This is a genomic window from Streptomyces sp. NPDC001508 (assembly GCF_040298665.1).
In the GTDB taxonomy this organism is placed as follows: Bacteria; Actinomycetota; Actinomycetes; order Streptomycetales; family Streptomycetaceae; genus Streptomyces.
Genome location: NZ_JBEPAP010000021.1, coordinates 100680 through 125325, shown reverse-complemented (window position 1 = coordinate 125325; position 24646 = coordinate 100680). Strand labels below are relative to the sequence as shown.

The 24646-nt window shown below is 71.7% G+C and carries 20 protein-coding genes; 16 read left to right on the top strand and 4 right to left on the bottom strand.

Going from position 1 to position 24646, the window contains the following annotated elements:
- Nucleotides 1–173 precede the first annotated feature (173 nt).
- The 4 genes from ABT245_RS20615 to ABT245_RS20600 all read right to left on the bottom strand — a co-directional run bounded on the left by ABT245_RS20615 (nucleotide 174) and on the right by ABT245_RS20600 (nucleotide 5842).
- Entirely contained in the window at nucleotides 174–2558 is a 2385-nt protein-coding gene (locus ABT245_RS20615; protein ID WP_351735555.1) for a transglutaminase TgpA family protein, read from the bottom strand.
- Between the two features lie 115 nt (nucleotides 2559–2673).
- Nucleotides 2674–4038: a DUF58 domain-containing protein gene (locus ABT245_RS20610; protein ID WP_351735553.1), complete on the bottom strand. Its 1365-nt coding sequence runs from the start codon at nucleotides 4036–4038 to the stop codon at nucleotides 2674–2676.
- Nucleotides 4038–5066 (bottom strand): AAA family ATPase, encoded by a 1029-nt coding sequence (locus tag ABT245_RS20605; RefSeq protein ID WP_351735551.1) that lies wholly within the window; start codon nucleotides 5064–5066, stop codon nucleotides 4038–4040. Before ABT245_RS20605 ends, ABT245_RS20610 begins: the two co-directional genes overlap by 1 nt.
- 227 nt (nucleotides 5067–5293) lie before the next feature.
- Nucleotides 5294–5842: a beta-class carbonic anhydrase gene (locus ABT245_RS20600; protein ID WP_351735549.1), complete on the bottom strand. Its 549-nt coding sequence runs from the start codon at nucleotides 5840–5842 to the stop codon at nucleotides 5294–5296.
- Nucleotides 5843–6263: 421 nt separating this feature from the next.
- On the opposite strand from ABT245_RS20600, the gene rsmH reads away from it, so the two are divergent.
- The 16 genes from rsmH (at nucleotide 6264) to ABT245_RS20520 (ending at nucleotide 24305) form a co-directional block, all read left to right on the top strand.
- Entirely contained in the window at nucleotides 6264–7220 is a 957-nt protein-coding gene (rsmH, locus tag ABT245_RS20595) for a 16S rRNA (cytosine(1402)-N(4))-methyltransferase RsmH (RefSeq protein ID WP_351735547.1), read from the top strand.
- A gap of 33 nt (nucleotides 7221–7253) precedes the next feature.
- Nucleotides 7254–7895 (top strand): cell division protein FtsL, encoded by a 642-nt coding sequence (gene ftsL, locus ABT245_RS20590; protein ID WP_351735545.1) that lies wholly within the window; start codon nucleotides 7254–7256, stop codon nucleotides 7893–7895.
- Nucleotides 7896–7900: 5 nt separating this feature from the next.
- Nucleotides 7901–9901, top strand: a complete 2001-nt coding sequence (locus ABT245_RS20585; protein ID WP_351735543.1) for a peptidoglycan D,D-transpeptidase FtsI family protein — start codon at nucleotides 7901–7903, stop codon at nucleotides 9899–9901.
- A gap of 171 nt (nucleotides 9902–10072) precedes the next feature.
- Entirely contained in the window at nucleotides 10073–11593 is a 1521-nt protein-coding gene (locus tag ABT245_RS20580; protein ID WP_351735563.1) for a UDP-N-acetylmuramoyl-L-alanyl-D-glutamate--2,6-diaminopimelate ligase, read from the top strand.
- Nucleotides 11594–11597: 4 nt separating this feature from the next.
- Nucleotides 11598–13013 carry a UDP-N-acetylmuramoyl-tripeptide--D-alanyl-D-alanine ligase gene (locus ABT245_RS20575; RefSeq protein ID WP_351735541.1) on the top strand — a complete coding sequence of 472 codons (1416 nt, stop codon included), beginning with the start codon at nucleotides 11598–11600 and terminating at the stop codon, nucleotides 13011–13013.
- The gene (gene mraY / locus ABT245_RS20570; protein WP_351735561.1) at nucleotides 13013–14083 is read left to right on the top strand and encodes a phospho-N-acetylmuramoyl-pentapeptide-transferase; all 1071 of its coding nucleotides are present in this window, start codon (nucleotides 13013–13015) and stop codon (nucleotides 14081–14083) included. The genes ABT245_RS20575 and mraY overlap by 1 nt, the downstream gene beginning before the upstream one ends.
- Nucleotides 14065–15489 (top strand): UDP-N-acetylmuramoyl-L-alanine--D-glutamate ligase, encoded by a 1425-nt coding sequence (murD, locus tag ABT245_RS20565; protein WP_351735539.1) that lies wholly within the window; start codon nucleotides 14065–14067, stop codon nucleotides 15487–15489. The genes mraY and murD overlap by 19 nt, the downstream gene beginning before the upstream one ends.
- Before the next feature lie 133 nt (nucleotides 15490–15622).
- A complete protein-coding gene (gene ftsW, locus ABT245_RS20560) occupies nucleotides 15623–16987 on the top strand; it encodes a putative lipid II flippase FtsW (RefSeq protein ID WP_351735537.1) in 1365 nt (454 codons plus the stop codon).
- 6 nt (nucleotides 16988–16993) lie between these two features.
- A complete protein-coding gene (gene murG, locus ABT245_RS20555) occupies nucleotides 16994–18088 on the top strand; it encodes an undecaprenyldiphospho-muramoylpentapeptide beta-N-acetylglucosaminyltransferase (RefSeq protein WP_351735535.1) in 1095 nt (364 codons plus the stop codon).
- A gap of 138 nt (nucleotides 18089–18226) precedes the next feature.
- The gene (locus tag ABT245_RS20550) at nucleotides 18227–19021 is read left to right on the top strand and encodes a cell division protein FtsQ/DivIB (protein WP_351735533.1); all 795 of its coding nucleotides are present in this window, start codon (nucleotides 18227–18229) and stop codon (nucleotides 19019–19021) included.
- A 277-nt stretch (nucleotides 19022–19298) separates the two neighbouring features.
- Complete coding sequence (ftsZ, locus tag ABT245_RS20545) at nucleotides 19299–20498, top strand: cell division protein FtsZ (protein ID WP_351735531.1); 1200 nt, start codon at nucleotides 19299–19301, stop codon at nucleotides 20496–20498.
- Complete coding sequence (gene pgeF / locus ABT245_RS20540) at nucleotides 20495–21223, top strand: peptidoglycan editing factor PgeF (protein WP_351735529.1); 729 nt, start codon at nucleotides 20495–20497, stop codon at nucleotides 21221–21223. Before ftsZ ends, pgeF begins: the two co-directional genes overlap by 4 nt.
- A gap of 6 nt (nucleotides 21224–21229) precedes the next feature.
- On the top strand, nucleotides 21230–21982 hold the full coding sequence (locus ABT245_RS20535; RefSeq protein WP_351735527.1) for a YggS family pyridoxal phosphate enzyme: 753 nt from the start codon (nucleotides 21230–21232) through the stop codon (nucleotides 21980–21982).
- A 123-nt stretch (nucleotides 21983–22105) separates the two neighbouring features.
- Nucleotides 22106–22747 carry a cell division protein SepF gene (locus ABT245_RS20530; RefSeq protein WP_351735525.1) on the top strand — a complete coding sequence of 214 codons (642 nt, stop codon included), beginning with the start codon at nucleotides 22106–22108 and terminating at the stop codon, nucleotides 22745–22747.
- Between the two features lie 50 nt (nucleotides 22748–22797).
- Nucleotides 22798–23082, top strand: a complete 285-nt coding sequence (locus ABT245_RS20525) for a YggT family protein (RefSeq protein WP_351735523.1) — start codon at nucleotides 22798–22800, stop codon at nucleotides 23080–23082.
- A 53-nt stretch (nucleotides 23083–23135) separates the two neighbouring features.
- Nucleotides 23136–24305, top strand: coding sequence for a DivIVA domain-containing protein (locus tag ABT245_RS20520; protein WP_351735521.1), 1170 nt, complete (start codon nucleotides 23136–23138; stop codon nucleotides 24303–24305).
- The last annotated feature ends 341 nt before the right edge of the window (nucleotides 24306–24646 follow it).

Below are 24646 nucleotides of genomic sequence, written 5' to 3'. Positions count from 1 at the left end.
GCCCCCCGCGCGCCCCCGTGCTGTGCCGGGTCTACATCCCTCAACAATTCCTATACTTTCTCGCGGGCGGCGCCGGCGCGCCCCCGCCGGGCCCCCCCACCCCTCAGTCATGCGGCCATAGCGCGGCCCAGCGCCCCGGCCGTCCGGGACAGCCGGACAGCCGGGGCGTCGGCTCAGCTCTGCTGGCCGGACGGCTTGCGCAGGGTCGACCGTGCCGCCGCCGCCCGTGCCCTGAGCGCCGCCGACCACGCCGACACCGCCCACAGCGCGCGCACCGCCGAGCGCGGCGCGAACAGCGCCCGCAGTCGCGTACCGCGACCGACCGCGCCGCCCAGCGCCCCGGCCACCCGGCGCACATCCTCCGCGAGTCCGGCCGCCGGCCGCGGCCTAGGCGCGTAGAGGACCTGTTCCAGGGCGTCCGCCACCCGGTGCACCGCGGCACCGGCCGCCGGGTCGAGGCGCCCGAGCCGGACGATCCGGGCCGCCGCCCGGCGCGGCGTCTGCGACTCGTCCGGCAGGATCCCGAAGTCCCACGCGGTGTCGGTCAGCTCCTGCCAGGCCGCCAGCGCGTGGGCCGCCGCGCCCTCCTCGGTGCGGGCATGCCCGCCCAGCCGAACGGCCCGCAGCCGCTTGCGCCACAGCAGCGGCGACAACGGGAGGACCAGCACGACGAGCCCGCCGACGGCCCACAGCGCCGACTGCCACCACTTGGGACCGTCACCGCCGCCCGCCGCCGCGGCCGGTACCGACGGGCTGCCGCACGCCTCCAGCTTGCGCATCTGCGCCGTGCAGCTCTCGCTCGGCGAGGCAGCGGCGGAGGGCGCGTCGGACGCCTGCTGCGAGGGACGCGTCACGTCCGGCAGGGATGTGCCGGGCGTGTCCGACTGGGTGTACTCGGGCGCCGTGCCCCGGGTCGGGGTGGGCTCGAAGCGGGTCCAGCCCACGCCCTCGAAGTACAGCTCGGGCCAGGCGTGCGCGTCCTTCAGGCCGACCGACACCGTGCCGTCCGACTGCTGCGTACCGGGCGCGAAGCCGACCGCGACCCGCGCCGGGATGCCCAGGGTGCGGGCCATCGCCGCCATCGCGAAGGAGAAGTGGATGCAGAAGCCCTGTTTCTTCTCCAGGAAGGTCGCTATCGCGTCCGGGCCCCGGCCGACCTGCACCTCGGTGTCGTACTGGAAGCCGCCGGTCAGGGCGAAGTAGTCCTGGAGCTTGACCGCCTCCTCGTAGTGGCTCGTCGCCCCCGCGGTGACCTGCTCAGCCGTCTTGGCCACCACCGACGGCAGCGACTTGGGCACCTTGGTGTACTCGCGCCGCAGCGCCTGCGACGGCTCCGGCGCCGAGGCCAGCTGCTCCGCGGTCGGCTGCACATCCAGGCTGGTCACCTCGTACGCCGCACCGCGGGTGTTCTGGCCGTGGTCGCCGACCAGCGTCATGCCCACCGGCTCGTAGCGCCACTTGCCGGAGACCCGCACATCACTCGGCGGGTACGGCATCGGCAGCCAGTCCTGCGCGTACCAGTCGGCAGCCGTGATTCTCGCCTTGACCTGCGAGCGTCTGACGTCCTCGCCCAGTCCGGCCGGCGTGGGGAACGGGTCCGGCACGCCGACGATGTGCCGCTGGGACGGCTTCCAGGTGGTGCCGTCGAAGTCGTCCAGGGAGACGATCCGCAGATACAGGTCCGAGATGTCGTTGGAGCTGGTCCTCACGGACAGCACCTGACGGTCCTCGTCCACGTTCAGGCTGTCGCGCAGCGACACCAGGGGGTTGACCGCGGAGATGGTGCCGCCGCTGCCGTTGCCCGCGCCCACCCCGCCTCCGGTGCCGTCCAGGAGGCCGCCCTGCATCGCCGGCAGGGCCAGGGGCACCACCAGGGCGACGCCCAGCGCGACCATGCCGATGCGCCGGCCCATGCGGACGGGCGCCACCGCGCCACCGGTCGGGCCGCCGGGGGAGCGGGCGGCGCCGGCGAAGACCCGGCCCCACTGGGAGAGCCGCTCCCGGCCCTCGGCGAGAAGGAGCATCAGATAGCCCGCGGCGGCGACCAGGAACCACAGCCAGTCGGTGCCGCCGTCGGACAGGCCCGCGGCGACCGAGTACAGGGCCAGCAGCGGCAGCCCGGCCGGGGCCGCGCTGCGCAACGTCACCGCGAGGAGGTCCACGACCAGCCCGATCACCAGGACACCGCCGACGAGCATCAGCCGGATGCCGTCGGACAGCGGCGCCGGGATCGCGAACCGGCTCACGTCGTCCGAGCCCTGCTGGAACAGGCCGGCGAAGTGACGGAAGGTGTCGGGCCCGGGGATCAGCCCGAGGAGCGCCTGCTCCCGCGCGAAGACCAGCGTCAGCAGCATGAGGCTCACCAGAACCTGGGCCGCCACGGTCAGCGACCGGGCCAGCGGCACCCGCCGGGCCGCCGCGCCCACGCCCGTCTGCACCGCCACCAGGAGACCCGCCTGGAAGATCCAGGTCGCCGGAGAGACCAGCGGCAGCAGCGCGCACGCCGCCATCATCGTGGCCACGGCGGCGGCGATCGCCAGTCGGGCCCGCCCGCTCATGCCGTCACCTCCCGACCGCGCGCCCCACCACCGGGCCCCGGCGCCCGCGACACCACGGCCCCAGCCGCATGCGCCCCGCCCAGCCGTGTCCGTTCCGGCCGGGTCCTGTCACCGCTCATGACCGTGCCTCCCCGCCGCTCAGCGCGGCCGCGCCCGTGCGTTCGTGGTCCGCCCGGCGCCACAGTTCGTCCAGCGAGGCGCCGCGCGGCACGCTCACGGTCGTCCAGCCCGCCTCCCGCAGCAGCCGCATCCGATCCGCCTGAGCGTTTCCCGGTCCGGGCACGTCCGTCGGTTCCCGCACCCAGGCGTCCGGGTCCAGCAGAAAGGCGACGCCGCCGCCGCTGCGCCGGCGCATCTTGGCGACCACCGCGGCCTGCTCCTCGTCCAGTTCGCCGAGGAAGGCCACCAGCAGGCCCTCGCTGCCGCCGCGCAGCACGTCGTAGGCACGGGACAGGCCCGCGCCGTCCGAGTGGTCGATCACGGCGAGGGTGTCCATCATCATCCCGGCCGCGTCCGCCGTCTCCTGGCTGGCGCCGGCGAACCCGTCGGTGCCCTCACCGGGCACCGAGCTGCCGGTGTCCGTCAACAGACGTACGGAGAAGCCGCGTTCGAGCATGTGCACCAGCACGGAAGCGGTGCCGGACACCGCCCACTCGAAGGCCGAGTCCGGGCCCGCGCCCGCGAACGCGATGCCCCGGGTGTCCAGCAGCACCGTGCACCGGGAGCGCTGCGGCTGCTCCTCGCGGCGCACCATCAGCTCGCCGTAGCGCGCGGTGGAGCGCCAGTGGACGCGGCGCAGGTCATCGCCGTACCGGTAGCCGCGCGGGATCACATCGTCCTCACCGGCCACGGCCAGCGAGCGCTGCCGCCCGTCGCCGTACCCCTTCGCCTCGCCGCTGAAGCGCACCGGTGGCAGCGCCTCCACGCGCGGGATCACCGTCAGGGTGTCGTACGTCGAGAAGGAGCGGGTCAGCTCGCACATCCCGAACGGGTCGGTCAGGCGCAGTTGCAGCGGACCGAGCGGATAGCGGCCCCGCAGATCGGAGCGGACCCGGTAGGACACCTCACGGCGACCGCCCGGCTCCACCCGGTCGAGCACGAAGCGGGGCCGCGGCCCGAGCACATACGGCACCCGGTCCTGGAGCATCAGCAGGCCCGTGGGCAGCCGTGAGACGTTGTCCATACGCAGATGGACCCGGGCCTCGGCGGCCGCGGGCACCCGCGAGGGGGAGAGCCGGCGGCTGCCCGCCACCCGGTAGCGCGTGCGGTAGAGCACCGTCGCGCAGATGAGGGGCAGTGCGGCCAGCAGCAGCCCGACCCGGAGCAGTTCGCCCTGCCCCAGCACATAGGCGCAGACGGCGGCGGCGACGCCGGCCGCCAGGAACGAACGGCCGCGCGTGGTCAGCCCGGCCAGCGCCGTGCGGACACCGCCCTTGTCGTCCTGTTCGGTCTCCGGCCGGCCGGCCCCCCCGCCGCTCATCACAGCCTCCGCGGCTGCTGGCCGTACGCCGTCGCACCCAGTCCGCCGAAGCCGCTCTGCCGCGGCGCCGCGGGCACCGGCGTGCGCTGCACGATCTCCTGGACCACCTGCTCCGACGTGCGCCGGTTGAGCTGGGCCTGGGCGGTGGGCAGCAGTCGGTGCGCGAGGACCGCGACGGCCAGGGCCTGGATGTCGTCCGGCAGCGCGTACTCCCGGCCGGCCAGGGCGGCGGCGGCCTTCGCCGCGCGCAGCAGATGCAGCGTCGCGCGCGGGGAGGCGCCGAGTCTCAGATCGGGGTGGGTGCGGGTGGCGGCGACCAGGTCGACCGCGTAGCGCCGGACGGTCTCCGCGACGTGCACCCCGCGGACGGCCTCGACCAGCTTCACGATCTCGTGCGCGTGGGCGACCGGCTGGAGGTCCGTCAGGGGCGAGGCGCCGCCGTGCACGTCCAGCATCTGCAACTCGGCCTCGACGCTGGGGTAGCCGACGGAGACGCGGGCCATGAAGCGGTCGCGCTGGGCCTCCGGCAGCGGGTACGTGCCCTCCATCTCGACCGGGTTCTGCGTGGCCACCACCATGAAGGGACTGGGCAGTTCATAGGTCTGCCCGTCGATGGTGACCTGCCGCTCCTCCATGGACTCCAGCAGCGCCGACTGGGTCTTGGGCGAGGCGCGGTTGATCTCGTCGCCGATCACGATCTGCGCGAAGATCGCGCCCGGCTTGAACTCGAAGTCCCGGCGCTGCTGGTCCCAGATGGACACGCCCGTGATGTCCGACGGCAGCAGGTCGGGGGTGAACTGGATGCGGCGCACCGAGCAGTCGATGGACCGCGCCAGCGCCTTGGCGAGCATCGTCTTGCCCACGCCGGGGACATCCTCGATCAGAAGATGCCCCTCGGCGAGCAGCACGGTCAGCGAAAGCCGTACGACCTCGGGCTTGCCCTCGATCACCCCTTCCACCGAGCTGCGGACACGCTCCACAGTGGCGGTCAGATCAGTGAGGCTCGCTCGATCGTCATAGGTCGTCACCCGGCCCTCCTCGGCCCGTTCTCACTCCGGGCCGTCGCTGTCAGCTGCGGACCGGCCCACCCCGAAACACGGACACCACGCGGGAAAAGTTCCGCGTGACGCCACACCCGCATTCTTCCTGCCGTTACCGATTCGTGTCACTCGCCTGTGGACAACTGCCCGCACGATGTCGGTCCCAGGCCCGTCCGGCGTCCCACGCCGGCTGTTCCCGGGGCGGCAGAGGGCGCTCAGGCGGGGTCGACCTCGCGCAGCAGGCCCGACCTGACGTCGAACACAAAACCGCGCACGTCATCGGTGTGCAGCAGGAACGGCGAGGTGCGCACCCGCTGCATGGACTGCCGCACATCCTGGTTGACGTCCCGGAAGGACTCCACCGCCCAGGAGGGGCGCTGGCCCACCTCCATCTCCAGTTCGTGCCGGAACTCCTCGGTGAGGGACTCCAGGCCGCAGCCGGTGTGGTGGATGAGGACGATGCTGCGGGTGCCGAGGGCCCGCTGGCTGATCGTCAGGGAGCGGATCACGTCGTCGGTGACGACACCGCCCGCGTTGCGGATGGTGTGACAGTCGCCGAGCTCCAGGCCGAGCGCGGCGTGCAGGTCGAGACGAGCGTCCATACAGGCCACGACCGCGACATGCAGAACGGGGCGGGCGTCCATCCCGGGATCGGTGAACGCGGCGGCGTACCGTTCGTTGGCCTCCACGAGACGGTCCGTCACGGTGCCCTCGCCCGTTGTGGCGCCCTCGGACCCGGCGGGAACTGCTGCAGAAGTCGTCATAGTCACGACGGTACTGGTCACCGGGCGATCGGTCCTGCTAGGGGAGGGACAAAGAAGGTCACCGTCGTGTGGTGTGAATTAACCCACACGGAGGAGAATGCCGAGTCGTACAGGTGATTCTTTCCGGACCGCGCCGCCGACCGGAGTGCGCTGCGCGACGCGCAGGCCGGTTGATTGACCGCGAGAGACCGTGGACTAAAGTGACGCGAAGCGGGAGGCGCGTCTCTCCCCGCTGGACTGAAATTCACCAGGAGACCCCGGCATACGCGCGGTCCGTCTCCCCACGTGCGCGGCGCGTACGTACGGCTCGGCCTCCTCCCGCTCCCGGCCGGCTGACGCTTTCGGCGCCGGCAGGCCTCCCCTTCACGAGCGGGCGGGGACCCGGCGGTGCGTACGGCCCGCGCCGACCTGAGAGGGCCCCTTGAGTCAGAGTCGACACGTCCCGGTGATGCTCCAGCGGTGTCTGGACCTGCTGGCGCCCGCCCTGGAGCGGCCGGGATCCGTGGTCGTCGACTGCACCCTGGGCCTCGGCGGGCACAGCGAGGCGCTGCTGAGCCGGTTCCCGCAGGCCCGGCTCGTCGCCCTCGACCGCGACAAGGAGGCCCTGCGCCTGTCCGCGCAGCGGCTCGCGCCCTACGGCGAGCGGGCCACCCTCGTGCACGCCGTCTACGACGAGCTGCCCGACGTCCTTGCGCGGCTCGGCATCGCGCGCGTGCAGGGCGTCCTCTTCGACCTCGGCGTCTCCTCCATGCAGCTCGACGAGGCCGACCGCGGCTTCGCCTACGCCCAGGACGCCCCCCTCGACATGCGCATGGACCAGTCGACGGGGATCGGCGCCGCCGAGGTCCTCAACACCTGTCCGCCCGGCGAACTCGTCCGGATCCTGCGCGCCTACGGCGAGGAGAAGCAGGCCAAGCGGATCGTCGCCGCGATCGTCCGGGAACGCGACAAGGAGCCCTTCACCACCAGCGCGCGCCTGGTGGAGGTGATCCGGGACGCGCTGCCGCAGGCCGCCAAGCGCACCGGCGGCAACCCGGCCAAGCGCACCTTCCAGGCGCTGCGCATCGAGGTCAACGGCGAACTGGCCGTCCTGGAACGGGCGGTACCCGCGGCGGTGAAGGCGCTCGCCGTGGGCGGGCGGATCGCCGTCCTGTCGTACCACTCGCTGGAGGACCGCCTGGTCAAGCAGGTGCTCGCGGCCGGTGCCGCTACCACCGCACCGCCGGGACTGCCGGTGGTGCCCGAGCGGTACCAGCCCCGGCTCAAGCTGCTCACGCGCGGTGCCGAACTTCCCACCGAGGACGAGGTCGCCGACAACCGCCGGGCGGCCCCGGCACGGTTGCGCGGGGCCGAGCGCATCAGGGAGGACGCCGAGTGAGCGAGTGGGGTCCCCGGACTCACCGGAGGACATGTGCCTAGGAAACCCGAGGTGAGGGGCAGGGCCGCCCGGCTCGCCCGGCTGCTGCCGGCCGGCCGCGCCAGGGCGGCCCGCACCCCGTTCGTCCTCCTCGTCGTCCTGCTCCTCGGCGGTGGCCTCATCGGTCTGCTCGTGCTGAACTCGGCGCTCAGCGAAGGCTCGTTCCGGCTCGACGACCTGGAAAAGAGCACGAAGAACCTCACCGACGAGGAACAGGCACTGCGGCGCGACATCGACGCCTACTCCGCGCCCGACGCCCTTCAGCGGCGTGCCCATGAGCTGGGCATGGTGCCCGGCGGCGACCCGGCCTTCCTCGGCCCCGACGGCTCCGTCAAGGGCGTCCCCAGCCCGGCCGCCCGGCAGTCCGCGGCCCGCTCGCCCGCGCCCCCGGAGGCACCGGCCAGCGCCACCCCCGGTGCGACCCCGGCCGCCTCCGGCGCGACCCCGGCCGCCCCCGGCGCGAGCCCGTCCGCCTCGTACGCCGATCGGAGCGCCCCGTACGCCGGCTCGGGCTCCCCGGCCGCGAGCCCCGCAGGCCCGGCGGCCGGTCCTTCTGCCGCGGCGTCCACCGCGTCGGCCCCGGCCCCGCCCTCCTTTGCCCCCCGGTCCGTCTCGACCCCGACCCCCGGCAGGTGACGGAAGTGTCCGACAGGCAACCGCCGCGCCGCCGCGTGCCCGGCCCCGCCAAGCCCGTCCCGCCCCGGATCCGCGCGGACCGGGGCGACCCGCACCGCGCCGGGTCCGGCGGCCGGCGCCCGCCCGGCCCCGGGGCCCGTCCGGCCCGGCGCCCGAGCCCGCCCAGGCCCGCCCCGCAGCAGGCACTGAGGCTCGGCAGCCCCCGCCCCCGCCTGCGCATGGTCAGCCTCGCCCTGACCCTCGTCCTGCTCGCCTTCGTCGTCCGGCTGCTCCAGGTCCAGGCCGTCGACGCCAGCGCGTACGCCGCGAAGGCCGAGCAGAACCGCTACGTGGCGCACATCCTGACCGCCGAGCGCGGCGGGATCACCGACCGCAACGGCGTCTCCCTCGCCGTCAGCGAGGACGCCGACGACATCACGGCCGACCCGACGATGTTCACCCGCAAGCAGCTGGGCATCGACGACGGCCCCGAGCAGGCCGCCGCGCTCCTCGCGCCGATCCTCGGCCAGGACCAGGCCGATCTGGCCCGCAAGCTGCGCCCGGCGAACAAGAAGCTGCGCTACGTCAAGCTCGCCGGCCGGCAGACACCGCAGGTCTGGAAGCAGATCAAGGACCTCAGGAGCGCGCTCGCCACGAAGGCAGAGACGGACAAGTCCACCGTCAACGTGCTGGCCGGGGTGTTCTCCGACCCCAGCAGCCAGCGCGTGTACCCCAACGGCGACCTCGCCGCCGGGATACTGGGCTGGGTCAACGCCGAGGGCAAGGGCGGCGGCGGCATCGAGCAGCAGCTGGACAAGAAACTGGCCGGCAAGGACGGCAAGATCCGCTACGCCCAGTCCGGCGGCCGTCAGGTGCCCACCGCGGGCTCCACCGAGACCCCCGCGGTGCCCGGCTCGGACATCGAGCTGACCATCGACCGCGACATCCAGTGGGCCGCGCAGAAGGCCATCAGCGAGCAGGTCGCGAAGTCCAAGGCCGACCGCGGCTATGTGATCGTCCAGGACACCCGCACCGGCGAGATCCTCGCCATGGCCAACTCGCCCGGCTTCGACCCCAACGACCTGTCGAAGGCGCACGCGTCGGCGATGGGCAACGCGGCCCTCCAGGACGCCTACGAGCCCGGCTCCACGGCGAAGGTCATGTCGATGGCGGCCGTGCTGGAGGAGGGCGCCGCCACCCCCCTCACACATGTCGAGGTGCCCAACCGGCTGCACCGCGGCGACCGGCTCTTCCAGGACGACGTCGACCACGCGACCTGGTACCTCACGCTCAACGGCGTGCTGGCCAAGTCCAGCAACATCGGCACCATCCTGGCCACCGGCCAGCTCGGCAAGACCCAGCCCCAGGCCAACCAGGCCCTCTACTCCTACCTGCGCAAGTTCGGCATCGGCGGTTCCACCGGGCTCGGCTTCCCCGGCGAGACCAGGGGCATCCTGGCCGCCCCGGGCGACTGGTCGACGTCGCAGCAGTACACGATCCCTTTCGGCCAGGGCTTCTCCATCAACGCCGTGCAGGCCGCCTCCGTGTACTCGACGATCGCCAACGGCGGCGTCCGCGTCGATCCGACCCTGGTGCGCGGCGAACGGGGGGCCGACGGGCGCTTCACCCCGGCCCCGGAGCCCAAGAAGAACCGGGTGGTCAGCGAGAAGACGGCCAAGACCCTCGCCCAGATGCTGGAGTCCGTGGTCGACGACGAGCAGGGCACCGGCGTCAAGGCCCGCATCCCCGGCTACCGGGTCGCGGGCAAGACCGGCACCGCCAACCGCGTGGATCCGGCCACCGGCAAGTACCGCGGCTACACATCGTCGTTCGCAGGGTTCGCACCCGCGGACAATCCCCGGATCACCGTCTACTGCGCGATCCAGAACGCCACCTCCGGCAGCTACTTCGGCGGCCAGATCTGCGGGCCCATCTACAAGGAGGTGATGGAGTTCGCCCTGAAGACCCTCCAGGTCCCGCCGACCGGCGCCAAGGCCGCCAACCTGCCCGTGACCTACAAGCCCTGATCAGCACCTCCGGGAACGACCACCAGGAACCAGCCCGTGACAACGATCACTCCCGACCCCGGGAACCACACACCGCCCGCGGCCTCGCTTCGCTCCGAGGCGGCCGCGCCCGGTACGCTCACCGCCGTGCCACACGCTGATCAGTCCCAAACCTCCCAGAAGGGCGCATCTGTGACCTCGCCGGGGCCGCCACGACCGGTTCGGGTCTCCGCCACACCCCTCGCGGAACTCGCCGATCAGCTGGGTGCCGCCGCACCGGCCGGCGCCGCCGAGGTCACCGGCATCACCCATGACTCGCGTGCCGTACGCCCCGGCGACCTGTACGCCGCCCTGCCCGGCGCCCGCCTGCACGGCGCCGACTTCGTCCGCCAGGCCGCCGGTCTCGGCGCGGTCGCCGTGCTGACCGACCCGGCGGGTGCCGAACGGGCCGCCGCGACCGGCCTGCCGGTCGTGGTGGTCGACGATCCGCGCGCGCGGATGGGCGCCCTCGCGGCCACGATCTACGGCGCCCCGGGCGGCGATTTGCTCCAGATCGGCATCACCGGCACCTCGGGCAAGACCACCACCGCCTACCTCGTGGAGGGCGGCCTGCGGAGGGCCAGGTCCACCGGGCTGATCGGCACGGTCGAGATGCGCATCGGCGACGAGCGCATCAAGTCCGAGCGCACCACCCCCGAAGCCACCGATCTGCAGGCCCTGTTCGCCGTCATGCGCGAACGCGGCGTCGAGGCGGTGGCCATGGAGGTCTCCAGCCACGCCCTGGTCCTCGGCCGGGTCGACGGCTGTGTCTTCGACGTCGCCGTGTTCACCAACCTCAGCCCGGAGCACATGGAGTTCCACTCCGGCATGGAGGACTACTTCCAGGCCAAGGCGCAGATGTTCACCCCCGCGCGCAGCAGGCTCGGCGTGATCAACACCGATGACGCGTACGGCCGCCGGCTGGCCGAGGAGGCGTCCGTCCCGGTCGTCACCTACTCCGCCGAGGGTCACCCCGACGCGGACTGGCGCGCCGAGGACGTGCGGATCGGCCCCCTGGACTCGACGTTCACCGTGCTCGGCCCGCACGGCGAGCGGATCGCCGCCAGATCGCCGCTGCCCGGCCCGTTCAACGTGGCCAACACCCTCGCCGCGGTCGTCGCGCTCGCCGCCGCGGGCCTCGACCCGCAGGCCGCGGCCGACGGCGTCGCCGCCGTGCCGGGCGTGCCCGGCCGGCTGGAGCGGGTGGACGCCGGACAGCCGTATCTCGCGGTCGTCGACTACGCCCACAAGACCGACGCCGTCGAATCGGTCCTCAAGGCCCTGAGGAAGGTCACCAAGGGTCATCTGCACGTGGTCCTCGGCTGCGGCGGCGACCGCGACCAGACCAAACGCGCCCCGATGGGCGCAGCCGTGGCCCGGCTCGCCGACACGGCCGTACTGACCTCCGACAACCCACGCTCCGAGGATCCCCTGGCGATCCTCGCCACCATGCTCGAAGGCGCGGCGTCCGTGCCCGCGCACGAGCGGGGCGAGGTGCTTCTCTTCGAGGACCGGGCCGCCGCGATCGCCGCGGCGGTCGGCCGGGCACGGCCCGGGGACACCGTGCTGGTCGCGGGCAAGGGGCACGAGCAGGGCCAGGACATCGCCGGGGTGGTCCGTCCCTTCGACGACCGCCAGGTGCTTCGCGAAGCTATCCAGCAGACCCAGGGATGAACTTGTGATCGCCCTCTCCCTCGCCGAGATCGCAGCAGTCGTCGGCGGGCAGACGCACGACATACCGGATCCGTCCGTCCAGGTCACCGGGCCGGTCGTCCGGGACTCCCGTGAGGTGGAGCCCGGCAGCCTGTTCGTCGCCTTCGCCGGCGAGCACGTGGACGGCCACGACTTCGCGGAAGCGGTCGTCGCGGCGGGCGCGGTCGCCGTCCTGGCGTCGCGCCCCGTCGGCGTGCCCGCGATCGTCGTCGCGGACGTGCAGAGCGCCCTCGGCGCCCTCGCCCGGCACGTCGTGGCCCGTCTCGGCGCCACCCTGGTGGCCCTCACCGGCTCCGCGGGCAAGACCAGCACCAAGGACCTCGTGGCGCAGGTGCTGCGCAGCAAGGCGCCGACCGTGTTCACGCCGGGGTCCCTGAACAACGAGATCGGGCTGCCGCTGACCGCCCTGTCCGCCACCGAGGAGACGAAGTTCCTCGTGCTGGAGATGGGCGCCCGCGGGATCGGCCACATCCGCTATCTCGCCGGCCTCACCCCGCCGAGGATCGGCCTCGTCCTCAACGTCGGCACCGCGCACATCGGCGAGTTCGGCGGCCGGGAGCAGATCGCGCAGGCCAAGGGCGAACTCGTGGAGGCGCTGCCGGCGGCGGCGGACGGCGGCACGGCGGTGCTGAACGCCGACGACCCCCTGGTACGGGCCATGGCCTCCCGTACGAAGGCGAAAGTGATCCTTTTCGGAGAGTCGGGCGAAGCGGACGTACGCGCCGAGAACGTGCGACTCACGGACAGCGGACAGCCCTCCTTCAGGCTTCACACACCCTCCGGTGCAAGCGATGTGACCATGCGCCTGTACGGTGAGCACCACGTGTCGAACGCGCTCGCCGCGGCCGCCGTCGCCCATGAGCTGGGCATGTCCGCGGAAGAGATCGCCACCGCGCTCTCCGAGGCGGGCACCCTCTCCCGCTGGCGGATGGAGGTCACCGAGCGCCCGGACGGCGTGACCATCGTCAACGACGCCTACAACGCCAACCCCGAGTCCATGCGGGCCGCCCTGCGCGCGCTGGCAGCCATGGGCAAGGGGCGCCGCACGTGGGCGGTGCTCGGCAAGATGGCCGAGCTGGGGGACGAGGCGCTCGCCGAGCACGACGCGGTCGGGCGGCTCGCCGTCCGGCTCAACGTCAGCAAGCTCGTCGCGGTCGGGGGCAGAGAAGCGTCCTGGCTGCAACTGGGCGCATATAACGAGGGTTCGTGGGGTGAGGAGTCGGTGCACGTGTCCGACGCACAGGCGGCGGTCGACCTGTTGCGCAGCGAGTTGCGCCCGGGAGACGTCGTTCTCGTGAAGGCGTCCCGTTCGGTCGGCCTGGAGGGCATCGCCGAGGCGCTGCTCGCGGCCGGCACCGAGGGCGAGGTCGCCGCCCGATGATGAAGCAGATCCTGTTCGCGGGCGTCATTGGTCTCTTCCTGACCCTGATCGGCACCCCGCTGCTGATCAAGCTCCTCGCGCGCAAGGGCTACGGCCAGTACATCCGCGACGACGGTCCGCGCGAGCACGCGAGCAAGCGCGGCACGCCGACCATGGGCGGCATCGCCTTCATCCTGGCGACGGTCGCCGCGTACTTCCTGAGCAAGGTGATCACCGGCTACGCCCCGACGTACTCGGGTCTCCTCGTGCTCGGCCTGATGGTCGGCATGGGCCTGGTCGGCTTCCTCGACGACTACATCAAGATCGTCAAGCGGCGTTCGCTGGGTCTGCGGGCCAAGGCGAAGATGGCGGGCCAGCTGCTGGGCGGCATCGCCTTCGCGGTGCTCTCGCTCCAGTTCGCGGACTCCCGCGGCAACACCCCGGCCTCCACGAAGCTGTCGTTCATCACCGACTTCGGCTGGACGATCGGCCCGGTGCTGTTCGTCGTCTGGGCGCTGTTCATGATCCTCGCGATGTCGAACGGCGTGAACCTCACCGACGGCCTCGACGGCCTCGCCACCGGCGCCTCGGTGCTCGTCTTCGGCGCGTACACGTTCATCGGGGTGTGGCAGTTCCAGGAGTCCTGCGCCAACGCGACGACCCTGACCAACCCCAACGCCTGTTACGAGGTGCGCGATCCGCTCGACCTCGCGGTCGTCTCCTCCGCGCTGATGGGTGCCTGTCTCGGCTTCCTGTGGTGGAACACCTCGCCGGCGAAGATCTTCATGGGCGACACCGGTTCGCTGGCGCTCGGCGGTGTGCTCGCGGGCCTCGCGATCTGCTCCCGCACCGAGCTGCTGATGGCCATCCTCGGCGGCCTGTTCGTGCTCATCACCATGTCGGTGGTCATCCAGGTCGGCTCCTTCCGGCTCACCGGGAAGCGGGTCTTCCGGATGGCACCACTCCAGCATCACTTCGAACTCAAGGGCTGGTCCGAAGTCCTTGTGGTGGTCCGATTCTGGATCATTCAAGGCATCTGTGTGATTGTCGGACTGGGCCTCTTCTACGCGGGATGGGCAGCGGACAAGTGACCGACTGGCAGGGCAGGAACGTCACCGTCGCGGGACTCGGCGTCTCCGGCGTCCCGGCGGCCAAGGTGCTGCACGGCCTCGGCGCGCACGTCACCGTGGTCGACGACGGCGACGACGAGCGGGCCCGCGCCCAGGCGGCCGAGCTGACGGCACTGGGCGTGACCGTGCGCCTCGGTGACGGCGGCACCCTGCCCGAGGGCACCGACCTCATCGTCACCGCGCCCGGCTGGCGGCCGGACAAGCCGCTGTTCGCCGCCGCCGAGCGGGCCGGCGTGCCCGTCTGGGGCGACGTGGAGCTGGCCTGGCGGCTGCGCGGCCCCGACGCCCCGCCCTGGCTGGCCGTCACCGGCACCAACGGCAAGACCACCACCGTACGGATGCTCGCCGCCATCCTGGAGGCGGCGGGCCTGCGCACCGCCGCCGTCGGCAACATCGGCGTCTCCCTGCTCGACGCGGTCCTCGGCGACAAGGAGTACGACGTCCTCGCCGTGGAGCTGTCCAGCTACCAGCTGCACTGGGCGTCCTCGCCGCGCGCCCACTCCGCCGCCGTCCTGAACCTGGCACCGGACCACCTCGACTGGCACGGCTCCATGGAGGCCTACGCCGCCGACAAGGGCCGTGTCTACGAGGGCAATCGGGTCGCCTGCGTCTACAACGCGGCCGACAAGGCCACCGAGGACCTGGTGCGCGCCGCGGACGTCGAGGAGGGCTGCCGGGCCATCGGCTTCACGCTCGGCGCCCCGGCCCCCTCCCAACTCGGTGTCGTGGACGGCATCCTGGTCGACCGCGCCTTCGTGGCGGACCGGCAGCGCAACGCCCAGGAACTGGCGGAGATCGGCGACATCGACCCGCCCGTTCCGCACAACATCGCCAACGCCCTTGCCGCCGCGGCCCTCGCGCGCGCCTTCGGTGTGCCCGCCAAGGCCGTACGGGACGGTCTGCGGGCCTTCACCCCGGACGCCCACCGCATCGCGCACGTGGCCGAGGTGGACGGCGTCGCGTACGTCGACGACTCCAAGGCCACCAACACCCACGCGGCACAAGCCTCGTTGGCCGCCTACGAGTCCGTCGTATGGATCGCCGGCGGCCTCGCGAAGGGCGCGACCTTCGACGAACTCGTCGCCGGGGCGGCTGCACGGCTGCGCGGCGCGGTCCTGATCGGCGCGGACCGCGCCCTGATCCGGGAAGCCCTCGCGCGACACGCGCCGGAAGTACCCGTGGTCGACCTCGACCGGACCGACACTGGGGCGATGCTCCAGGCGGTCCAGGAGGCGAAGCGGCTCGCGCGGCCCGGCGACACGGTGCTCCTCGCGCCGGCCTGTGCCTCCATGGACATGTTCACCAACTACAACAAGCGCGGTGACGCGTTCGCGGAGGCGGTACGCGAACTCGGCGCGGGCGCCTGACGGCGGTTCTCGGCCACGGCGGGTGCTCCGGGACCCATGGAGGGACGCGTGACTCGGAAGTGGCTGGCGGCGCCCGGACGGACCGGGGCGCCCCCCGGCGGGTGTGTCCCCCGCGGCTGGGCAGGAGCCGGCGATGCCCGGTAGCCGCACGGGCCGTCCTCCGGCGCAGCGGTCCGTACGGCGGCCCGCGGCACCCACCAAGGCCCCCGGGGGCAATCCGCTGCGCGGGCTGCGCGACCGCGCGAAGAGGGCCTGGGACCGGCCGCTCACCGCGTACTACCTGATCCTCGGCGGCAGTCTGCTGATCACCGTGCTCGGTCTGGTGATGGTCTACTCGGCCTCCCAGATCACCGCCTTGCAACTGTCGCTGCCCGGCTCGTACTTCTTCCGCAAGCAGTTCCTGGCCGCCGCCATCGGCGGCGGGCTGCTGTTCTCCGCCGCCCGTATGCCGGTGAAGCTGCACCGGGCGCTGGCCTACCCGATCCTCGCGGGCGCCGTCTTCCTGATGGCCCTGGTGCAGGTGCCGGGGATAGGGATGGCGGTCAAGGGCAACCAGAACTGGATCGCCCTCGGCGGCTCGTTCCAGATCCAGCCGAGCGAGTTCGGCAAGCTGGCGCTGGTGCTGTGGGGCGCCGACCTGATCGCGCGCAAGCAGGACAAGAAGCTGCTGAGCCAGTGGAAGCACATGCTGGTGCCGCTCGTCCCGGTCACCTTCCTGCTGCTCGGGCTGATCATGCTCGGCGGCGACATGGGGACCGCGATCATCCTGACGGCGATCCTGTTCGGGCTGCTGTGGGTCGCGGGGGCACCCACCCGGCTGTTCGTCGGCGTGCTGTCCATCGCCGCCACGCTCGGTGTGATCCTCATCAAGACGAGCGACAACCGGATGGCCCGCCTCGCCTGCATCGGCGCCACGGAACCCAAGGAGGGTGTCGCCGACTGCTGGCAGGCTGTGCACGGCATCTACGCCCTCGCCTCCGGCGGACTCTTCGGTTCCGGGCTCGGCGCGAGCGTGGAGAAATGGGGTCAACTCCCCGAGGCCCACACCGATTTCATCTTCGCCGTCACCGGTGAGGAACTGGGCCTCGCGGGGACACTGTCGGTACTGGCCCTCTTCGCGGCCCTAGGCTATGCGGGTATCCGCGTGGCCGGACGCACGGAGGATCCCTTCGTGAGGTATGCCGCGGGAGGCGTGACGACCTGGATCACCGCCCAGGCGGTGATCAACATCGGTGCGGTGCTCGGTCTGCTGCCGATCGCCGGCGTCCCCCTCCCGCTGTTCTCCTACGGAGGATCCGCGCTGCTGCCGACCATGTTCGCCATCGGGCTGCTGATCGCCTTCGCGCGCGACGAGCCCGCTGCGCGAGCGGCGCTTGCGATGCGGCAACCTCGCTTTGGTAGAAAGCGGGCGGGGGGCTCCGGCTTCGGCCGGGAGCCTCGGAGACGGAACACGATGCGACGGCGTGCCTCGGCGGCGCGTTCGTCCGGAGAGCGGTGAATTTCGGTGCATGTCGTACTCGCCGGCGGGGGCACCGCGGGCCACATCGAGCCCGCGCTCGCCCTCGCGGACGCCTTGCGCAGGCAGGACCCGACCGTGGGGATCACGGCCCTGGGCACGGAACGCGGCCTGGAGACCAGACTCGTCCCCGAGCGTGGCTACGAGCTGGCGCTGATCCCCGCGGTACCGCTGCCGCGCAAGCCCACCCCCGAGCTGATCACCGTCCCGGGCCGGCTGCGCGGCACCATCAAGGCGGCCGAGCAGATCCTGGAGCGCACCAAGGCGGACGCCGTCGTCGGCTTCGGCGGCTATGTCGCCCTGCCCGGCTATCTGGCCGCCAAGCGCCTCGGCGTGCCGATCGTGATCCACGAGGCCAACGCCCGCCCCGGCCTGGCCAACAAGATCGGTTCCCGCTACGCGGCCCAGGTCGCCGTCTCCACCCCGGACAGCAAGCTGCGCGGCGCCCGCTACATCGGCATCCCGCTGCGCCGCTCCATCGCCACGCTGGACCGGGCCGCCGCGCGCCCGGAGGCCCGCGCGCTGTTCGGCCTGGACCCGAACCTGCCCACGCTGCTCGTCTCCGGCGGCTCGCAGGGCGCCCGCCGCCTCAACGAGGTGGTCCAGCAGGTCGCTCCCTGGCTCCAGCAGGCCGGCATCCAGATCCTGCACGCGGTCGGCCCGAAGAATGAACTGCCACAGGTCCACCAGATGCCGGGAATGCCCCCCTATATCCCGGTAAGTTATCTGGACCGGATGGATCTCGCGTACGCCGCGGCCGACATGATGCTCTGCCGCGCGGGCGCGATGACCGTCGCCGAACTCTCCGCCGTCGGACTCCCGGCCGTCTATGTCCCGCTGCCCATCGGCAACGGCGAACAGCGCCTGAACGCCCAGCCGGTGGTGAAGGCCGGCGGCGGGCTCCTCGTCGACGACGCGGAACTCACGCCCGAGTGGGTGCAGCAGAACGTGCTGCCCGTGCTCGCCGATCCGCACCGGCTGTACGAGATGTCCCGCGCCGCCGGTGAGTTCGGCCGCCGGGACGCCGACGACCTGCTCGTCGGCATGGTGTACGAGGCGATCGCCTCGCGCCGTCGCCAGTAACGGATCGGCGAGTGAGCCGAAGGGGCGCGCGGTGTCGAGAGGTCGAGCGCGCGGAGGCCCGACGGGCTGAGCACGGTCGGGCTCTCGACACCGGCTGAGGCGCCCCGGAGGTGAACCGAGCCTGGAAAGGGAGCAAGCGTGGCCGGACCCACCACCGCCGAACGCGGTGAACGCCAGCAGGAGTCGTCCGGCCCGCCGCCCGCCCGGCGGTCGAGCAGGCCCCGCCTTCGTACGATCGTCATTCTGGCCGTGGCAACCGTCCTCCTCGCGAGTGGTTCTGTCTGGCTGTTGTACGGCTCGCCGTGGCTGCGCGCGGAACGCGTCTCCGTCTCCGGGACCGGGGTACTGACCCCCGCGCAGGTGCGTTCGGCCGCCGCCGTTCCGGTCGGGGCGCCGCTGATGTCCATCGACGCCGATGCGATCGAGGCCCGACTGCGCAGAAAACTGCCGCGAATTGACTCCGTCGACGTCGTCCGGTCATGGCCGCACGGAATCGGCGTGAAGGTGACCGAGCGCACTGCGGTCCTGGTCATGCGCAAGGGCGGGGAGTTCGTCGAAGTGGACGACGACGGTGTCCGTTTCGCCACGGTTCCCCAGGCGCCGAAAGGCGTTCCCGTACTGGAATTGGCCATCTCCCGACCGGGTACGGCCGCGGCCGGCCTACGGCGTTTCGGCACCGACGGCCTGGTGCGCGAGGCGGTGCGGATCGCCGCCGACATTCCGCCCGCCGTCGCCCACACCACCCGCACCCTCAAGGTCCGTTCGTACGACAACATCTCACTGGAGTTGAGCGGCGGCCGCACCGTCCTGTGGGGGAGCGCCGAGAACGGTCCGGCGAAGGCCCGCACGCTCACCGCCCTCATGAAAGCCGCGCCCGATGCGCGGCACTTCGACGTCACGGTGCCCACCGCACCGGCGTCATCGGGGAGTTGACGCACATCAGCGCAGGCCAGCACCCTGGGTGGGCACTGCTACGGCTGATCACATAGGGTGAAAAGAAAAACGGGAGGTTCGGCGTGTTCGTTGAACGTGCGCCACTTGTCGACTTAGTGTCCTGTCCGGAAGAGTCCAAGGAACAGGCACACTGGTAACCCTAAACTTCAGCGTTAGGGTTCGGGTCGGCGTTCGGACCGTCCCATTCGGCATCAGTCGTCGGATCGCGGCAAGGCCGCGAGGCGGCGACACGTAATCGAGGCGAGAGGCCTTCGACGTGGCAGCACCGCAGAACTACCTCGCAGTCATCAAAGTCATCGGTGTCGGCGGCGGTGGTGTCAATGCCATCAACCGGATGATCGAAGTCGGTCTCAAGGGCGTCGAGTTCATCGCCATCAACACCGACGCGCAGGCGCTGTTGATGAGCGACGCCGACGTCAAGCTCGACGTCGGCCGCGAACTCACCCGCGGGCTCGGCGCGGGCGCCAACCCGGCCGTCGGCCGCAAGGCCGCCGAGGATCACCGTGAGGAGATCGAGGAGGTCCTCAAGGGGGCCGACATGGTCTTCGTGACGGCCGGTGAAGGCGGCGGCACCGGCACCGGCGGCGCGCCCGTCGTGGCCAACATCGCACGCTCCCTCGGCGCCCTCACCATCGGCGTGGTCACGCGCCCCTTCACCTTCGAGGGCCGGCGCCGCGCGAACCAGGCCGAGGACGGCATCGCCGAACTCCGCGAAGAGGTCGACACCCTCATCGTCATCCCGAACGACCGGCTGCTGTCCATCTCGGACCGCCAGGTCTCGGTGCTCGACGCCTTCAAGTCGGCCGACCAGGTCCTGCTCTCCGGTGTCCAGGGCATCACCGACCTCATCACCACGCCCGGCCTGATCAACCTCGACTTCGCCGACGTGAAGTCGGTCATGTCCGAGGCCGGCAGCGCCCTCATGGGCATCGGCTCGGCCCGCGGTGACGACCGCGCGGTGGCCGCGGCCGAGATGGCGATCTCCTCGCCGCTCCTGGAGGCCTCCATCGACGGCGCCCGGGGCGTCCTGCTCTCCATCTCCGGTGGCTCCGACCTCGGTCTGTTCGAGATCAACGAGGCCGCCCAACTGGTCAGCGAGGCGGCCCACCCCGAGGCCAACATCATCTTCGGCGCGGTCATCGACGACGCCCTCGGCGACGAGGTGCGGGTCACCGTGATCGCGGCCGGCTTCGACGGCGGCCAGCCGCCGGCCCGCCGGGAGAACATGCTCGGCTCGGCCTCCTCCTCGGGCCGCCGCGAGGAGCCCGCCCCGGCCCGGCAGCCCGAGAGCCGCCCGGCCTTCGGCTCGCTCGGCAGCGTGACCCCGCAGGAGGAGCCGGAGCCCGCGCCCGCCCCGGTCAACGAGGCCCCGGTCGCCCCGCCCATCCCCCCGGCACCGCGTACCTACGCGGACAGCGCGGCCGAGGAGCTGGACGTGCCGGACTTCCTGAAGTGATAGGACAGCGCGACACCGTGAGCGGCGCGCACTTCGCCTTCACCGACAGGTGGGGCGGGGTGAGCGCCGTTCCGTACGAGGAGCTGAACCTCGGCGGAGCGGTCGGTGACGGCCCCGACGCCGTACGCACCAACCGCGAACTGGCCGCCAAGGCGCTGGACCTCGACGCGGCGCGGGTGGTGTGGATGAACCAGATCCACGGTGCCGGCGTCGCCGTGGTCGACGGCCCCTGGGCGGACCGCCCGGCGCCGGAGGTCGACGCGATCGTCACCGTGCGGCCCGGGCTCGCGCTCGCCGTGCTCACCGCCGACTGCACGCCCGTCCTGCTCGCCGACCCCGTCGCCCGGGTCGCCGCCGCGGCCCACGCGGGCCGGCCCGGACTGGTCGCCGGGGTGGTCCCCGCCGCGGTCCGGGCGATGATGGAACTGGGCGCGGACCCGGCCCGGATCGTCGCCCGCACCGGGCCCGCCGTCTGCGGCCGGTGCTACGAGGTGCCGGAGGCGATGCGCGCCGAGGTGAGTGCCGTCGAGCCGGCGGCGCACTCCGAGACGAGCTGGGGCACACCGGCGGTCGACGTGAGCGCCGGCGTGCACGCGCAGCTCGATCGGCTCGGGGTGCGCGACCGTGCGCAGTCACCGGTGTGCACCCTGGAGTCGGATGATCACTTCTCGTACCGCCGCGACCGCACCACCGGGCGGCTCGCGGGCTATGTGTGGCTGGACTGATGGGGCATGACGGACCGTAGAGCTGAGATCGCCGTAAATCTGGCGAAAGTGGAGGAACGGATCGCCGCGGCCTGCGTGGCGGCCGGGCGCAAGCGGGAGGAGGTGACCCTGATCGTGGTGACCAAGACCTACCCGGCGGGCGATGTACGGATCCTGTCGGAACTCGGTGTGCGTCATGTGGCGGAGAACCGCGACCAGGACGCCGCCCCCAAGGCTGCCGCCTGCTCGGATCTTCCTCTGGTATGGCACTTTGTCGGTCAGTTGCAGACCAACAAGGTGCGTTCCGTGGTCGGTTATGCGGATGTCGTGCAGTCCGTCGATCGTTCCCGGCTTGTCACGGCGCTCTCCAAGGAGGCCGTACGCGCCGGTCGCGAGGTGGGCTGCCTCATTCAGGTCGCCCTCGGCGCGGCGGAGCCCGCGGACCCGGCGGACTCGGCGCCGGGCGGGGCCCCGGGAGGCGAGCGTGGCGGCGTGCCGCCGGGCGGAATCGAAGAGTTGGCCGACCTCGTCGCCGACGCGCCGGGGCTGCGGCTCGACGGGCTGATGACCGTCGCTCCGCTCGCCGGTGAGTACGCCGGCCGTCAACGGGCCGCCTTCGAGCGGTTGATGGATTTGTCGACCGGCCTGCGCCGAGCCCATCCGGCTGCGAACATGGTCTCCGCAGGGATGAGCGCGGACCTCGAACAGGCCGTGGCGGCCGGAGCGACACATGTACGCGTCGGCACCGCGGTACTCGGAGTCCGCCCCAGGCTCGGGTAACGTCGCCAAGAAGTCGGACCACAGCAGAAAATATGGTCAATGTCGCCGAAAGGTGGCGCAACGACCTCGTGGATCGCGGGCACTTGGCACAGTCGATCCACCACAGAGCGGAGGACTCAGAGCATGGCCGGCGCGATGCGCAAGATGGCGGTCTACCTCGGCCTCGTGGAGGACGATGGGTACGACGGCCGCGGATTCGACCCCGACGACGACTTCGAGCCCGAACTGGACCCGGAGCCCGAGCGCGACCACCGACGGCATGAGCCGTCACATCAGCCGCAGGGATCACATCAGCCCCAAAGGGGCGAATCGGTACGGGTGGTGCAGCCACCGGCCCCGCGCGAACCGGTGTCCCATCCCGCTTCGCTGTCCGCGGAATCCGGACGCCCCGCGCGTATCGCGCCCGTGGCATCCATCACACAAGAACGTCAGTCCCTGGAGAAGAGCGCACCGGTGATCATGCCCAAGGTCGTGTCCGAACGAGAGCCTTACCGGATCACCACGCTCCACCCCCGGACCTACAACGAGGCCCGTACCATCGGGGAACACTTCCGTGAGGGCACTCCGGTGATCATGAATCTGACCGAGATGGATGACACGGACGCGAAGCGACTTGTCGACTTTGCGGCCGGCTTGGTGTTTGGACTTCATGGCAGTATCGAGCGGGTGACGCAGAAGGTGTTTCTGTTGTCGCCTGCTAACGTCGATGTCACGGCGGAGGACAAGGCCCGCATCGCAGAGGGCGGGTTCTTCAACCAGAGCTGAGACGCAACACCGGACATCGCACGGAAACAGGGGAGAGGGAAGCACGGATCATGAGCGTGTTCCTGGACGTGGTCTACATCGCGCTGATGTGCTTCCTCATCGTGCTCATCTTCCGGTTGGTCATGGACTACGTCTTCCAGTTCGCCCGCTCATGGCAGCCCGGCAAGGCGATGGTGGTCGTTCTGGAGGCCACCTACACTGTCACCGATCCACCGCTCAAGCTCCTGCGGCGGTTCATCCCGCCGCTGCGTCTCGGGGGCGTGGCGCTCGATCTGTCCTTCTTCGTACTGATGATCATCGTCTACATCCTGATCGCGATCGTGAGTCAGGTGTGAGCGATGTGAACTACCGTCTTGCCGAATGCCGACGACTACGTTGAGGTGAAGAGATGCCGTTGACCCCCGAGGACGTGCGGAACAAGCAGTTCACGACCGTCCGCCTCCGAGAAGGCTATGACGAGGACGAGGTCGATGCCTTCCTCGACGAGGTCGAAGCCGAGTTGACCCGTCTGCTCCGCGAGAACGAGGACCTGCGCGCCAAGCTGGCGGCCGCCACGCGGGCCGCCGCGCAGAACCAGCAGAACATGCGCAAGCCCCCGGAACAGGACCAGCAACAGGGCATGCGAGGGCCGGGCGCTCCGGTGCCCGCCGGCATATCGGGCCCGCCGCAGCAGCAGATGGGTGGCCCCATGGGTGGGCCGCCCCAGCTGCCGAGCGGTGCCCCGCAGCTGCCCGCCGGTACCGGCGGGCAGGGCGGTTCGCAGGGCCCCGGCCCGATGGGTCAGGGTCCGATGGGTCAAGGCCCCATGGGTCAGGGTCCTATGGGCCAAGGTCCTATGGGTCAGGGCCCCATGGGCCAGGGCCCGATGGGTGGTCAGCCCCCCATGCAGCAGCAGATGGGCGGTCCGATGGGCGGCCCCCCCATGGGCGGTCCGATGGGCGGCCCCGGTCAGGGCCCCGGTGGCGACAGCGCCGCCCGTGTCCTCTCGCTGGCCCAGCAGACCGCCGACCAGGCGATCGCCGAGGCCCGCTCCGAGGCCAACAAGATCGTCGGCGAGGCCCGCAGCCGCGCCGAGGGTCTGGAGCGTGACGCCCGTGCCAAGGCCGACGCCCTGGAGCGGGACGCGCAGGAGAAGCACCGTGTCGCCATGGGCTCCCTGGAGTCCGCGCGCGCCACGCTGGAGCGCAAGGTCGAGGACCTGCGCGGCTTCGAGCGCGAGTACCGCACGCGCCTGAAGTCGTACCTGGAGTCGCAGCTGCGTCAGCTGGAGACCCAGGCCGACGACTCGCTGGCCCCGCCGCGTACTCCGGCCGCCGCCTCCCTGCCGCCGTCCCCGGCGCCTTCCATGGCCCCGGCCGGCGCCGGTGCCCCGTCGTACGGCGGCAACCAGACGATGGGTGGGCCGCCCGCGCCTCCCGCCCCGTCCTACGGCGGCCAGCAGCAGATGTCCCCGGCGATGACCCAGCCGATGGCTCCCGTCCGTCCGCAGGGTCCGTCCCCGATGGGCCAGGCCCCCTCGCCGATGCGTGGGTTCCTCATCGACGAGGACGACAACTGAGGGCCGCCGGACGGTAAGTAGTACGCCGTAGGCGTCGGCAGCGTTCACAGGGCGGGGCCCCGGATCTCGATCCGGGGCCCCGCCCTTGTGCTACATGTGGTCACGGTAACCGCGGCGTCTGCGGCGAGTCGGGTGGATCCGATGCCTGGTCGGTCTCCTGTGTCCCATGTGTCTTGAGGTGCCTGTTGCTGTCCGTGGGGCACAAGTGCGCTATGGATGCAGGGGTGTTCATGCGACGCCGAAGGGCCGGGGGGCGGGGGACCCCCGCCCCCCCCCCCCCCGGGGCCGGTTTTAGGGGCGAACCCCAGCGCAGCGGGAAGGGCACCCCCAAACCCCACGCG